This is a genomic window from Sinorhizobium sp. NG07B (genome assembly GCF_002532005.1).
GTDB classification, from domain to species: domain Bacteria; phylum Pseudomonadota; class Alphaproteobacteria; order Rhizobiales; family Rhizobiaceae; genus Sinorhizobium; species Sinorhizobium fredii_C.
In genome coordinates, this window is record NZ_NWTD01000001.1 from 1092165 (window position 1) to 1106611 (window position 14447).

The window sequence follows — 14447 nt, forward strand, 5'->3', positions numbered from 1 at the left end:
CGCGCGGCGGAGCGGGATTCGGAAGTTGGCGTATAGTGCGCCGGAAAAGGGGACAGACAGATGGTAAGCCGAGCCGAACGTGGCCCTGTGGCCGACTGGTTCTGGACGATAGACAGGTTCTTCCTGGCGACCTTCATCCTCCTGATGGGCGTCGGCTTCATGCTTTCCTTCGCCGCAAGCCCTCCGGTCGCCGAGCGGCTCGGGCTCGACAGCTTCCACTTCGTCAAGCGTCACGCGGTCTTCCTCCTGCCGTCGCTCGTGGTGATGGTGGGCATATCCTTTCTGTCGCCGCGGCAAGTCAGGCGCGCGGCGATCATCCTGCTCGCCGCATCGCTCGGCATGATGGTTCTCGTTCTCTTCGTCGGCGAGGAGGTCAAGGGGTCGCTCCGCTGGATCTCGATCGCCGGCATTTCGATCCAGCCGTCCGAGTTCATGAAACCTGCCTTCGTCGTCGTCTGCGCCTGGCTATTCGCCGAGCACGCCAAGCAGCCGGAGATCCCCGGCAACCTGTTGTCGATCCTGCTCTTCGGCATCGTCGGCGCGTTGCTCGTCGCCCAGCCGGACCTCGGCCAGACCATCCTTACCGCCGCGGTATGGGGCGGCATGTTCTTCATGGCCGGCATGCCTTGGCTCTGGATCATCGTGCTGGCCGGGGCGGCCGCGGGTGGCTTCTTCGTCGCCTATACGATGCTGCCGCACGTCGCCGGACGTATCGACCGCTTCATGACCGGCGAGGGTGACACGTTCCAGGTGGATACGGCGCGCGACGCCATCATCCGCGGCGACTGGTTCGGCCGCGGCCCGGGCGAGGGCATCGTCAAGCGCATCATTCCCGATAGCCACACCGACTTCGTCTTCTCGGTGGCCGCAGAAGAGTTCGGCATCGTCTTCTGCATGGTGATCGTGCTGATCTTCGCCTTCCTGGTCATGCGCGGCCTTAATCACGCCTTCCGGGAGCGCAACGATTTCAACCGTTTTGCCGTCGCTGGCCTGGTGCTGCAGATCGGCATTCAGTCGATGATCAACATCGGCGTGAACCTCGAATTGCTGCCGGCCAAGGGCATGACCCTGCCGCTGATTTCCTATGGCGGCTCGTCGATGGTGGCGATCTGCGTGACCGCCGGCTTTGTCCTGGCACTCACCCGTCATCGGCCGGAGAAACGTGCGGTCGAGCGCAGCCTCTTTCGATCCGGCGTCGGCGTGCCGGCGGAGTAAGACATGGACAAGGGCATCATTTTTCTTGCCGCCGGAGGGACCGGCGGACACCTCTTTCCCGCCGAGGCGCTTGCGCACGAACTGAAGGCGTCCGGCTATGCGGTGCATCTCGTAACCGATAGCCGTGCCGAGCGCTATGCCGGAAAGTTCCCGGCCGACGAGGTGCATGTCGTGCCCTCCGCCACGATCGGGTCGAAGAACCCGATCAAGCTGGCGCAATCGGTCTGGAAACTTTGGACCGGCCTGCGCGCCGCGCGTCGCCTGATTGCCCGCTACAGGCCCAGGGCGGTGATAGGCTTTGGCGGCTACCCCACGGTGCCGCCGCTCCTCGCTGCCACCGGCATGGGGGTTCCGTCGCTCATTCACGAGCAGAATGCAGTGATGGGGCGGGCCAACAGGATGCTGGCTTCGCGGGTGCAAGCAATTGCCGGCGGCTTTCTTCCCGAGAGCGCCGGAAGCTTCGCGGCAAAGACCGTGGCGACCGGAAATCCGGTCCGCCCTGCCGTATTGGAGGCGGCCGGCGTACCCTATCGGGCGCCGGACGGCGGCCCGTTCCATCTCGTCGTCTTCGGCGGCAGCCAGGGCGCACAATTCTTCTCGAAGGCAGTGCCGCAGGCCGTTTGCCGTCTCGACGACGCTCAGCGCCAGCGGCTCAAGGTGACGCAGCAGGCGCGGCCGGAAGACAGGGAAGGCGTCATTGCCGCTTACGACAAGCTTGGGATACCGGCCGAGGTCTCGCCCTTCTTCAACGACATGGCCGCCCGCATCGCTTCGGCGCATCTGGTTATCTGCCGCTCCGGGGCCTCGACAGTATCCGAGGTCTCTGTGATCGGCCGCCCGGCCATCCTCGTTCCCTATCCTTACGCGCTCGATCACGACCAGGCGGCGAATGCCGCAGCACTTGCCGACAAGGGCGGGGCCCGTGTCATCGCCCAGGCGGAGCTCAGCGCCGAACGGCTCGCCGGCATTCTTGCCGACGCCATGAACACCCCCGAAGCGCTGGCGCAGATGGCGGCGAACGCTCGCGAAACCGGCAAACCGGATGCCGCGCGCTTGCTTGCATCCCTGGTAGAGGCTATTGCCAGCGGCTCGACAGTCGCCAAGTTCAAGGAAGCACGCTCATGAAAATGCCGAAGACGATCGGCCTCGTACATTTCATTGGGATCGGCGGCATCGGCATGAGCGGCATCGCCGAGGTGCTGCACAATCTCGGTCACCGGGTCCAGGGCTCCGACCAGTCGGACAGCGCCAATGTGCAGCGCCTGCGCGAAAAGGGCATCAAGATCTCGGTCGGCCACAAGGCCGAAAATCTCGGCGACGCCGAGGTGGTGGTCGTCTCGACGGCGATCAAGAAGGACAATCCCGAACTGATTGCAGCGCGCGAAAAATTCCTGCCGGTGGTACGCCGCGCCGAGATGCTGGCCGAACTGATGCGCTTCCGCAATGCGATCGCCATCGGCGGCACGCACGGCAAGACGACGACGACGTCGATGGTGGCGGCGCTGCTCGACGCCGGCGGCCTCGATCCGACGGTCATCAATGGCGGCATCATCAATGCCTATGGCACCAATGCCCGCATGGGCGCCGGCGAGTGGATGGTCGTCGAGGCGGACGAATCCGACGGCACCTTCCTCAAGCTCCCGGCCGATATAGCCATCGTCACCAACATAGACCCGGAGCACCTCGATCATTACGGCAATTTCGACGCCGTGCGCGCGGCCTTCCGCCAGTTCGTCGAAAACGTGCCCTTCTATGGGTTCGGCGTTCTCTGCCTCGATCATCCGGAAGTCCAGTCCATGGTCGGCAAGATCGAGGACCGCAAGGTCGTGACCTATGGCGAGAATCCGCAGGCCGACGTGCGCTACCACAATATCCGCATGGACGGCGCGACCTCTGTCTTTGATGTCGAGATTCGCCGGCGCCGCACCGGCCAGGTGATAAAGCTCAACGACCTGCGCCTGCCGATGCCCGGCCGGCACAACGTTTCGAACGCCACGGCCGCAGTCGCCGTCGCGCAGCGTCTCGGCATTGCGCCGGAGGCGATCGCCAAGGGACTCGCCTCCTTCGGCGGCGTGAAGCGCCGCTTCACGCTCACCGGCGAATGGAACGGCGCTCACATTTTCGACGACTACGGCCACCATCCGGTCGAGATCAAGGCTGTCCTGAGAGCGGCGCGCGAGGCCTGCCAGGGGCGGATCGTCGCCGTTCACCAGCCGCACCGCTATTCGCGTCTGTCGAGCCTGTTCGAGGATTTCTCCGCCTGCTTCAACGATGCGGATACTATCCTGATCGCGCCGGTCTATGCGGCAGGCGAGGACGCGATCGACGGCGTGAATTCCGAAGCGCTCGTCAACAGCATCAAGGCCGCCGGCCATCGCGATGCCCGCTACCTCGCCGGCCCGGAAGCGCTCGCCCCGGCCGTCTCGAAGATTGCGCAGCCGGGCGACTTTGTGGTTCTCTTGGGGGCTGGCAGCATCACCTATTGGGCCGCGGCGCTTCCCAAGGAACTCGCGGAAATTTCAGGAAGTTGAAGCATGAAGCAGGTTAACGGTCAGAAACTCCTGGACGCGCTCGGAAGCGGCGTCAGTGCAATCCGCGGCCGCCTCACGCCCGATGCCCCGATGGACCGGGTGACCTGGTTTCGCGCCGGCGGGCTTGCCGAGCTCATGTTCCAGCCGCACGACACCGACGATCTCGTCGCCTTCCTGAAGCTCGTGCCACAGGAAGTGCCGGTGATGGTGATCGGCGTCGGCTCGAACCTGCTGGTGCGCGACGGAGGCATCCCGGGCGTGGTCATTCGCCTCTCCGCCAAGGGCTTCGGCGATCTGGAGATCGTCGGCGAGAACCGCATCAAGGCGGGGGCGATCTGCCCGGACAAGAACATCGCGGCCATGGCGCTCGACCACGGCATCGGCGGCTTCTACTTCTACTACGGCATTCCGGGCTCGATCGGCGGGGCGCTGAGGATGAATGCCGGCGCCAATGGCGGCGAAACGCGGGAGCGCGTCGTCGAGGTCCACGCGGTCGACCGCAAGGGCGACAGGCACGTCTTGAGCAATGCTGACATGGGCTATGCCTATCGGTATACTGCCGCCGCCAAGGATCTGATCTTCACGCATGCGATCTTCGAAGGCTTTCCGGAGGACAAGGCGAAGATCCGCCACGACATGGATGCGGTCCGCCAGCATCGCGAGACGGTGCAGCCGATTCGCGAGAAGACCGGCGGCTCCACCTTCAAGAACCCGGAAGGCCATTCGGCCTGGAAGCTGATCGACGAGGCCGGTGGCCGCGGCATGATGATTGGCGGCGCCCAGATGTCGCCGCTGCACTGCAACTTCATGATCAATACGGGTCAGGCGAGCGGCTACGAGCTCGAATATCTCGGCGAGACCGTGCGGGCGCAAGTGATGGAGCATTCCGGTATCAAGCTCGAATGGGAGATCAAGCGGATCGGCAATTTCATGCCGGGCTACGAGATCAAGGAATTCCTCGGCCGCGCCACGGCCTGAGACGAGAAGAACGGAATGAACACGAGCCGCGACGGGAAACCGCCGCGGCTTTTTTCTTGTTTCTCGAACCTTCGACACAAGGCTCGCCGGACTTGCGGACCATTTCTCGCGCCCGCCTTACAAAGCGCCGATTCAGCGTGGAAGCCCTGTGTATGGTCGATTCTGGCCCGCGGCGTCTGCGGTCGCCGCAAGAAGAGTTAACCAAAGTAAACGATTCATTAACCATAATGTCGTTGTAGTGGCCCGACGCGGAGATCTCGCGACTCGGGGCTGATGGAAACAGCCAGACGCAAGCAAGCTTTGCGATAGTGGCGTACTGTTTGGGGGTCTGAATGAGCGGCAGGCATGTTGCTGTCCTGATGGGCGGATTTTCCTCGGAGAGGCCGGTGAGCCTGTCTTCCGGGGCGGCTTGCGCGGATGCCTTGGAGGCCGAGGGTTACCGCGTCACCCGCGTCGATGTCGGGCGTGAGGTCGCCGCCGTGCTCGCCGATTTGCGTCCCGACGTCGTCTTCAACGCCTTGCATGGACCCTTCGGCGAAGACGGGACCATCCAGGGCATTCTGGAATATCTCGAGATTCCCTATACCCATTCGGGCGTGCTTGCCTCGGCGCTCGCCATGGACAAGGCGCAGGCGAAGCACGTCGCTAAGGCCGCCGGAATTCCGGTTGCCGACGCCCTGATCATGGACCGGCGCGACTTCGGCAGCGTCCATCCGATGAAGCCGCCCTATGTGGTGAAGCCGGTCCGGGAAGGGTCGAGCTTCGGCGTGGTCATCGTCAAGGAAGATCAGTCGCATCCGCCGCAGGTCATTACCTCCAGCGAATGGCGCTACGGCGACCGCGTGATGGTTGAGCGCTATATTGCCGGACGCGAACTCACCTGCGGCGTTATGGGCGACGTGGCGCTCGGCGTTACCGAGATCATCCCGCAGGGGCATGCCTTCTACGACTATGATTCGAAATACGTAAAAGGTGGTTCGAGGCACGTTATTCCGGCGCAGATTTCACCAAATATTTACCAAAAAATACAATCCTTGGCGGTGAAGGCGCATCAGGCGATCGGTTGCCGCGGCGTCAGCCGATCCGACTTCCGTTTCGATGATCGTGGAGATGGCGAGGGCGAGTTGATCTGGCTGGAGATCAACACGCAGCCCGGCATGACCCCGACCTCCCTGGTTCCCGAAATGGCGCAGCATGCGGGCCTTCAGTTTGGTGAGTTTCTAAAGTGGATGGTGGAGGACGCATCGTGCTTGCGTTGAGGGGCAAAAGGGGCAGAAGGGTTCGTCACCCGCTCGGCGTCGCCGCCGAGGGTGATGATGCTTTCGTATTGCCGCGGCCGCTGCGCAAGGGCGTCCGCTTCCTGGTCAGCCTCGGCGCAGGCCGCGTCCGCTTTCCCGCCCATACCGGCACCATCTCCGCCGCCGCTTTCCTTCTGGCGACCGGCCTCTACGGCATGTCCCTCGGCGGCCACACGCAGAACTTCGCACAGGCCTCGACGACGGCTGCCGGCTTTGCCATCGAAGACGTCCGGGTCTCCGGCAACGAGCAGACCTCCGAGATCGACATTCTCCAGCAGCTCGGTCTTGACGGGACCACGTCTTTGGTCGCGCTCGATATCGGCGAGGCACGCCGCCTGATCGGCGAGTTGCCCTGGGTGGAGAGCGTGACCGTGCGCAAGATCTATCCGGCAACCATCGAGGTGAACCTGAAGGAGCGCCAGGCCTTCGGCATTTGGCAGCACGGTTCGGATCTGTCGCTCATCGAGCGCAGCGGCAGCGTGATCGCGCCTTTGCGCGACAACAAGTTTGCCGAGCTGCCGCTCTTCGTCGGGCGCGATGCCGAGACGGCGGCCGCTGCCTTCTACGACGAGTTTTCCCGCTGGCCGGAGTTCCGCTCGCGCGTCAAGGCTTTCGTGCGGGTCGCCGGACGGCGCTGGGACTTGCGCCTCGACAACGGCATCGTCGTCAAGCTTCCAGAGAAGGATGTCGCCCGGGCGATGCGGGTTCTGGCCGAGATGGAAGAAGGTCATCAGCTTCTGGAGCGCGATATCGCTGCCGTCGATCTGAGGCTTGAGGACCGCACGACCGTACAACTCACACCGGAAGCGGTTGCGCGCCGCGAAGTGGCGCTGAAGGCGAGGGAGAAGATGCTGAAGGCCCAGGAGAAGCGGATATGAGTCTATTCGGTTCCGCCAGTTTCGGCCTGCCGCGCCTGAAGCCGCTTTCCTCGAAGCGGTCGCATGTCGTTTCGGTGCTCGACATCGGTTCGACCAAGGTCGTCTGCATGATCGGCCGGCTGACGCCGCGCGCCGAGAGCCAGATCCTGCCGGGCCGCACCCACAATATCGAGATCATCGGTATCGGCCACCAGAAGTCGCGCGGCGTCAAGAATGGGGTGATCGCCGACCTGGACGCGGCGGAAAGCGTCGTGCGGCTCGCCGTCGACGCCGCCGAGCGGATGGCCGGGCTGACGATCGACAGCCTGATCGTCAACGTGTCGGCCGGCCGGCTGCAGAGCGACGTCTATACGGCGACAATCGATCTCGGCGGCCAGGAAGTCGACGCGAACGACCTCAAGAAGGTGCTTGCCGCTGCCGGCCAACAGTCGCTCAGGAGCGACCGGGCCATCCTGCATTCGCTGCCGACCGGCTTCTCGCTCGATGGAGAGCGCGGCATCCGCGACCCGTTGGCGATGTTCGGCGACGTCCTCGGCGTCGACATGCATGTGCTGACCGTCGAACGGGCGGCGCTGAAGAATCTCGAGCTTTGCGTCAATCGCGCCCATCTGTCGGTCGAAGGCATCGTCGCTACGCCCTATGCCAGCGGTCTCGCCGCGCTCGTCGACGACGAGGTCGAGCTCGGCTGTGCGGCGATCGATATGGGTGGCGGCACGACGACGATCTCCGTCTTCGCCGAAGGCAAGCTGGTGCATTCGGATGCCGTCAGCCTCGGCGGCCATCATGTGACGACCGATCTGGCGCGCGGGCTTTCGACGCGAATCGAGGATGCGGAGCGTCTGAAAGTCGTGCACGGTTCGGCGCTTCCGAACAGCGCCGACGAGCGCGACATCGTCTCGGTTCCGCCGATCGGCGAGGACGACCGTGACCAGCCGACCCATGTGCCGCGCGCGCTTGTCTCGCGCATAGTCCGGGCCCGCATCGAGGAAACGCTTGAACTCATCCGTGATCGCATCCAGCGCTCCGGCTTCAGCCCGATCGTCGGCAAGCGGATCGTGCTGACCGGCGGCGCCAGCCAGTTGACCGGCCTGCCGGAAGCAGCGCGGCGGATCCTGGCGCGCAACGTCCGCATCGGCCGGCCGCTCGGCGTCTCCGGCCTGCCGGCGGCCGCCAAGGGCCCCGCATTCTCCACGGCCGTCGGGCTGATGATCTATCCGCAGGTCGCCGATCTCGAGACGCATGCCAGCCAGGGCGGCATGTTCTCCTTCGGCGGCGGCAACAGCCGGATCGCCCGCATGGGCCAGTGGTTGAAAGAGAGTTTCTGAGTTTCACCGGCGCGGGTCTGGCGCCGGGCAAGACGGGTTTTGAGTTTTAAGGATTTGGCCGGCTCGGCAAGGCGGCCAGAAAAAAGAGAAGGAACGGTACTATGGCCATCAACTTGCAAAAGCCGGACATTACCGAGCTGAAGCCCCGCATCACGGTCTTCGGCGTCGGCGGCGGCGGCGGCAACGCCGTCAACAACATGATCACCGCGGGCCTGCAGGGCGTCGATTTCGTCGTCGCCAACACGGACGCGCAGGCGCTCACCATGACCAAGGCCGAACGGATCATCCAGATGGGTGTCGCCGTCACCGAGGGTCTCGGCGCCGGCTCGCAGCCGGAAGTCGGCCGCGCCGCTGCGGAAGAGTGCATCGATGAAATCATCGATCACCTGCAGGGCACGCATATGTGCTTCGTGACCGCCGGCATGGGCGGCGGCACCGGCACGGGCGCTGCCCCGATCGTGGCCCAGGCCGCTCGCAACAAGGGCATCCTGACCGTCGGCGTCGTCACCAAGCCCTTCCACTTCGAAGGCGGGCGCCGCATGCGCATCGCCGATCAGGGCATTGCCGATCTGCAGAAGTCGGTCGACACGCTGATCGTCATCCCGAACCAGAATCTCTTCCGGATCGCCAACGACAAGACGACCTTCGCGGACGCCTTCGCCATGGCCGACCAGGTTCTCTATTCGGGCGTTGCCTGCATCACCGACCTCATGGTCAAGGAAGGCCTCATCAACCTCGACTTCGCCGACGTCCGCTCGGTGATGCGCGAAATGGGCCGCGCCATGATGGGAACCGGCGAGGCATCCGGCGAAGGCCGCGCCATGGCCGCTGCGGAAGCGGCGATCGCCAACCCGCTGCTCGACGAAACTTCGATGAAGGGCGCGCAAGGTCTGCTGATCTCGATCACCGGCGGCCGCGACCTCACCCTCTTCGAGGTGGACGAAGCGGCAACGCGCATCCGCGAGGAAGTGGATCCGGACGCCAACATCATTCTCGGCGCCACCTTCGACGAAGACCTCGAAGGCCTGATCCGGGTTTCGGTGGTCGCAACCGGTATCGACCGTGGAGCCGCAGAGGTGCCCGGCCGCTCCGCCGACTTTCGTCCGGTAGCGCCGAAGCCGATCGTCCGCCCGTCGGCCGCCGTTCCCGCCCCGCAGCAGTCCGTCCTGCAGCAGCCGGTTCAGCAACAGCCGGTCCAGCAGATCGCGCCGCAGCCGGTCCAACAGCCGGTTCAGCAGGTCGATCAGATCGCACTTGCGATCCGCGAGGCCGAAATGGAGCGTGAACTCGACATTGCAACCCGGGCACAGGTCGCTGCACCGGCTCCGCAGGTCCAGGAAGAGGCCTTTCGCCCGCAGAGCAAGCTCTTTGCCGGCGCCGCTCCGGTGGAAGCCGCTCCCGTAGCCCGCGCGCCGCAGCCGATGCCGCGGCCCGTCGAAGCGCCGATCCAGGCTCAGGTTCAGCCGCAGGTGCAACCGCAGCCGGTCCGCCAGGAGCCGGCGCCGGTCGTCCGCCAGCATGCCGAGCCGGTGCGTATGCCGAAGGTCGAGGACTTTCCGCCCGTCGTGAAGGCCGAGATCGACCATCGCGCACAACCCGCTGCGGCGCTTCAGGAAGAGCGTGGTCCGATGGGCCTCCTCAACCGGCTCACCAGCTCGCTCGGACTGCGCGAGCGCGAGAGCCAGAATGTCTCGTCCGATATGACCTCGGCAGCGCCGAGCGCCGCTTCCCAGCAGCGCCGCCCGCTGTCGCCGGAGGCGAGCCTTTATGCTCCGCGTCGCGGCCAGCTCGACGATCAGGGCCGCGCCACGCCGCAGATGCGCTCGCACGAGGACGATCAACTCGAGATTCCGGCGTTCCTGCGCCGTCAATCTAACTGATTTCCAACGCGTTCCTTCACCTTGCCGGTGCCCGGGCGAAAGCCCGGGCATTTTCACTTTGTCAGGCATTTTCAATGGGTTGTTCGTTCGATTGCACGCATATGAATTGCGTAACAAAGCGAAACGAACAGTGATTTGGAATGGTGCCTCAGAACTCTTATTTTCAGCATCGGATAGGGACGCACGCGATTCGATCGAACGCTGTCAGTTCAAACGTGGCTTCGGCTGACAGCCGTCGGGTCACGACTGGTAGGTCTGTGCTGAAAGTCGCCCGCGTGCCGCAAGAGTATGGCTCCGGCCAATTGTCCGGCCCAATTGATTGAAAGTGACGAGAGAATGGGAATCGAACTGCTCGGGTTTCAGACGACGATCGCAAGCCCGATAACCCTCAAGGGAATTGGCGTTCACTCCGGCGCCGAGGTGGAAATCACCTTCCATCCGGCCGAGGCGGATGCCGGCATCGTCTTCCAGCGGGTTCTCGCCGGCGGACGGGTGAGCGAGTTCAGAGCCGTTTCGTCGCAGGTCGGCAATACCGATCTTTGCACCGTGCTCGGACTTTCGCCAGCAACATCGATCGCCACCATCGAGCATGTCATGGCGGCGATCTATGCGCTTGGCCTCGACAACCTGCTGATCGAAGTCAATGGCGCGGAAATGCCGATCATGGACGGCAGTTCGGAGCCTTTCATCGACGCCATCGAGCAGACGGGGATCCGCGCGCTTGCGGTGAAGCGCCGCTATATCCGTATTCTCAAGCCGGTTCGCATCGAATCGGGCGCTTCCTGGTCGGAGTTCACTCCCTATGACGGCATGCGCTTCGAAGTCGAGATCGATTTCGATTGCCCGCTGATCGGCCGTCAGTCCTGGAAGGGCGACATGACGCCGGCCGTCTTCAAGCGGGAACTGTCGCGGGCGCGGACCTTCGGCTTCATGCGTGACGTCGAGCGGCTGTGGGCTGCCGGCTTTGCGCTGGGCTCGTCGCTCGAAAACTCGGTGGTGATTTCGGACGACGACACGATCGTCAATGTCGAAGGCCTTCGTTACGCGGACGAGTTCGTCCGCCACAAGGCGCTCGACGCGGTGGGCGACCTTTCGCTCGCCGGCGCACCGTTCCTCGGCTGCTATCGTTCCTATCGCGGCGGCCACAAGATGAACGCCAATGCGCTGAAAGCCCTCCTGAGCGACCCGACCGCCTATGAGGTCGTGGAAACCGCATCCCAGCGCCAGCGCACGCGCTCCCGCGAATTGGTCGCGGTTGCCGCTCCGGGTTTTGCGCCCTGGTCGGCATAAAGAAACACAGTTCATTTTTCTCCAGTCGCCGGCCGAAAGGCCGGCGTTTTTCATGGTGGCTATGAGTAAAGCGCGGCGAAATGCGGTGGAAAAATGAAGAACATCGCGCGGATATCCGACGAATGTCACAAATTTGCATGAATCGCCGCTCATGACGTTGCGGTCTTGAGGCAACTTGCTCTAAAACGCGCAAGTCTGGCGGATGCCAACCGCTACTGCATGTCTCCTTAAATCGAGCTCGAGCTAAGGAGCAAAGACATGCAGCAATCTAGAGTGCTACAGCGACCTTTGCGCGTGTGATAAGACGCGCGGCGGTGTAAGTGAAACGGGAATATCCGATGGTCCTTGCAGTTTCTGTTGACATGAGAAAATCAGCGCGCGTCGTCGCCGTCGTCCTTGCGGCAGTCGCCGGCTCGAGCCTGATCACCGCCTGCCAGAACGATCCGGATATCGACATCACCAAGCTGACCGCGGAGACTGATCCGCCGGAAGTGCTCTACAATCAGGGCCTCGCCAATTTGAATGCCGGCAAGACGACGGAAGCGGGACGCAAGTTCGAGGCGATCGACCGGCAGCATCCGTTCTCCGAATATGCCCGCAAGGCACTGGTGATGAATGCCTTCGTCGCCTACCGCAACGGCCAGTACCAGGACGCGATCAACTCCACGAGCCGGTACCTCAATCTCTATCCGCAGTCCGAAGACGCGGCCTATGCGCAATATATCCAGGGCCTCGCCTATACGAAGCAGATCCCCTCGGTGACGCAGGACCAGAAGCCTGCCCAGAAGGCGATCGATGCGATGCAGGTGGTCGTCGACAAATATCCCGATTCGGAATACGTCGATGACGCGCAGGCAAAAATCCGCTTTGCCCGCGACCAGCTCGCCGGCAAGGAGATGCAGGTCGGGCGCTATTACCTCGAGCGTAAGGAATATCTTGCCGCGATTTCCCGTTTCCGCGTCGTCGTCGAGCAATATCCGAACACAAACCAGGTCGAGGAAGCGCTGGCGCGTCTCGTCGAGGCCTATTTCTCCATGGGCGTGACCGCGGAGGCACAGACGGCGGCGGCGGTTCTCGGGCATAACTACCCGGACAGCCAGTGGTACGCCGATTCCTACAAGCTGCTGCAGTCGGGCGGTCTCGAACCGCGCGAAAGCGGCACGTCCTGGATCGCGCGCGCGGGCAAGAAACTCATCGGCGCCTGATAACCTCGGCGCTCCAACGAAGATATGACACCGGATGCTCGCCCAGCTCTCGATCCGCGATATCGTCCTGATCGAACGGCTTGACCTCAGCTTCGACGCGGGGCTCTCGGTGCTGACCGGCGAAACCGGCGCGGGCAAATCCATCCTTCTCGACAGCCTGTCGCTGGCGCTCGGCGGCCGCGGCGATGGTTCGCTGGTGCGCCACGGCGAGGACAAGGGGCAGGTGACTGCCGTCTTCGACGTGCCGCCCGGCCATGCGGCGCGGCTTCTGCTGCACGAAAACGGCATCGACGACGACGGCGACCTGATCTTCCGCCGGGTGCAGTCGGCGGACGGCCGTACCAAGGCCTATATCAACGACCAGCCGGTAAGCGTGCAGCTGATGCGCCAGGCCGGCCAGGTGCTCGTCGAAATACACGGCCAGCACGATGATCGGGCGCTTGTCGACATCGACGCGCACCGCGCGCTGCTCGACGCCTTCGGCGGCACCACCGAGGCGGCGGAAGAGGTGGGCGCGCTCTATCGCGGCTGGCGGGACGCCGAGCGGGGGCTGAAGAAGCACCGCGAGCGCGTCGAAGCGGCAGCGCGCGAGGCGGATTATCTGCGCTCCTCCGTCGAGGAACTCGAGGCACTGGCGCCCCGGGACGGCGAGGAAGAGGAACTCGCCGAAAGCCGGGCGCGCATGATGAAAGTCGAGCGGATCGCCGGCGACATCAGCGAAGCGTCCGAATTCCTGAACGGCAATGCGTCGCCGGTGCCGCTAATCGCCTCGCTGGTGCGACGGCTCGAGCGCAAGAGCCACGAGGCGCCGGGCCTGCTGGAAGAGACGGTCGAGCTTCTGGACGGGGCGCTGAACCAGCTTTCCGACGCGCAGATGGCGGTCGAGCGGGCGCTGCGCAACACTGAGTTCGATCCGAAGGAATTGGAGCGCGTCGAGGAGCGGCTCTTCGCCCTGCGTGCCGCCAGCCGCAAATATTCGGTTCCGGTCACCGAACTGCCGGCGCTTGCCGTCCGGATGATCGCCGATCTCGCCGATCTCGACGCCGGCGAGGAGAAGCTGAAGCAGCTCGAAAAGCAGGTGGCCGAGGCGAGGGCGGCCTTCGATGCCGCGGCCCGGTCGCTATCGGAAAAGCGTCACAATACGGCCAGCGCGCTCTCGGCAGCGGTGATGGCAGAACTGCCGGCGCTGAAGCTCGAGCGCGCCCGCTTCATGGTCGAGGTCGCCACGGACCCCAATTCACCCTCGGCCGAGGGCATCGACATCGTAGAGTTCCATGTGCAGACGAACCCCGGCACGCGGCCGGGACCGATCATGAAGGTCGCCTCGGGCGGCGAGCTTTCTCGCTTCCTCCTGGCGCTGAAGGTGGCGCTTGCCGATCGCGGCTCGGCGCCGACGCTCGTCTTCGACGAAATCGACACCGGCGTCGGAGGTGCAGTGGCGGATGCCATCGGCCAGCGGCTGAAGCGGCTTTCGAAAACCGTCCAGGTGCTTTCCGTCACCCATGCGCCGCAGGTTGCGGCGCGCGCCGCAACGCATCTGCTGATCTCCAAAGGTCCATCGGCGCAGAAGGCCGAAATGATCGCCACCCGCGTCGCCCGCATGGACGACGAAGCCCGCACCGAAGAAATCGCCCGCATGCTCGCCGGCGCCTCGATCACCGAGGAGGCGAGGGCGGCGGCGGCGCGGTTGCTGGCGGGCGGCGGCTGAACGCGCCACGTTCTTTGCTGTAGGTTGCTCAACAGCACCGCGTGCAATCACACACTACACGACAGCAGTCTATTGGGGCTTGGTCTGTTGCTGTACGGCAGGCCCCTCCTCGGGCGGAAAAGCATCCGCCAAGCCTCTG

Annotated in this window: 11 protein-coding genes; all 11 read left to right on the top strand. The window is 64.1% G+C overall.

The window, feature by feature from the left end:
- The first annotated feature begins 60 nt into the window (after positions 1-60).
- Entirely contained in the window at positions 61-1215 is a 1155-nt protein-coding gene (gene ftsW, locus CO664_RS05270; RefSeq protein WP_037415461.1) for a putative lipid II flippase FtsW, read from the top strand.
- Positions 1216-1218: 3 nt separating this feature from the next.
- A complete protein-coding gene (murG, locus tag CO664_RS05275) occupies positions 1219-2340 on the top strand; it encodes an undecaprenyldiphospho-muramoylpentapeptide beta-N-acetylglucosaminyltransferase (RefSeq protein WP_097538088.1) in 1122 nt (373 codons plus the stop codon).
- Entirely contained in the window at positions 2337-3746 is a 1410-nt protein-coding gene (murC, locus tag CO664_RS05280; protein ID WP_097538089.1) for a UDP-N-acetylmuramate--L-alanine ligase, read from the top strand. The genes murG and murC overlap by 4 nt, the downstream gene beginning before the upstream one ends.
- Positions 3747-3749: 3 nt before the next feature.
- Positions 3750-4724 carry a UDP-N-acetylmuramate dehydrogenase gene (gene murB / locus CO664_RS05285; RefSeq protein WP_097538090.1) on the top strand — a complete coding sequence of 325 codons (975 nt, stop codon included), beginning with the start codon at positions 3750-3752 and terminating at the stop codon, positions 4722-4724.
- 332 nt (positions 4725-5056) lie between these two features.
- Positions 5057-5983: a D-alanine--D-alanine ligase gene (locus tag CO664_RS05295; protein WP_037415485.1), complete on the top strand. Its 927-nt coding sequence runs from the start codon at positions 5057-5059 to the stop codon at positions 5981-5983.
- A complete protein-coding gene (ftsQ, locus tag CO664_RS05300; RefSeq protein ID WP_037415489.1) occupies positions 5971-6900 on the top strand; it encodes a cell division protein FtsQ in 930 nt (309 codons plus the stop codon). Before CO664_RS05295 ends, ftsQ begins: the two co-directional genes overlap by 13 nt.
- Positions 6897-8225 (top strand): cell division protein FtsA, encoded by a 1329-nt coding sequence (gene ftsA / locus CO664_RS05305; RefSeq protein ID WP_095677976.1) that lies wholly within the window; start codon positions 6897-6899, stop codon positions 8223-8225. The genes ftsQ and ftsA overlap by 4 nt, the downstream gene beginning before the upstream one ends.
- 101 nt (positions 8226-8326) lie before the next feature.
- Positions 8327-10105 carry a cell division protein FtsZ gene (gene ftsZ, locus CO664_RS05310; protein ID WP_097538091.1) on the top strand — a complete coding sequence of 593 codons (1779 nt, stop codon included), beginning with the start codon at positions 8327-8329 and terminating at the stop codon, positions 10103-10105.
- Positions 10106-10441: 336 nt separating this feature from the next.
- On the top strand, positions 10442-11395 hold the full coding sequence (gene lpxC / locus CO664_RS05315; RefSeq protein WP_097525337.1) for a UDP-3-O-acyl-N-acetylglucosamine deacetylase: 954 nt from the start codon (positions 10442-10444) through the stop codon (positions 11393-11395).
- 338 nt (positions 11396-11733) lie between these two features.
- On the top strand, positions 11734-12600 hold the full coding sequence (locus CO664_RS05320; RefSeq protein ID WP_037415497.1) for an outer membrane protein assembly factor BamD: 867 nt from the start codon (positions 11734-11736) through the stop codon (positions 12598-12600).
- Positions 12601-12634: 34 nt separating this feature from the next.
- Positions 12635-14308: a DNA repair protein RecN gene (gene recN, locus CO664_RS05325; protein WP_037415499.1), complete on the top strand. Its 1674-nt coding sequence runs from the start codon at positions 12635-12637 to the stop codon at positions 14306-14308.
- Positions 14309-14447: the final 139 nt, after the last annotated feature.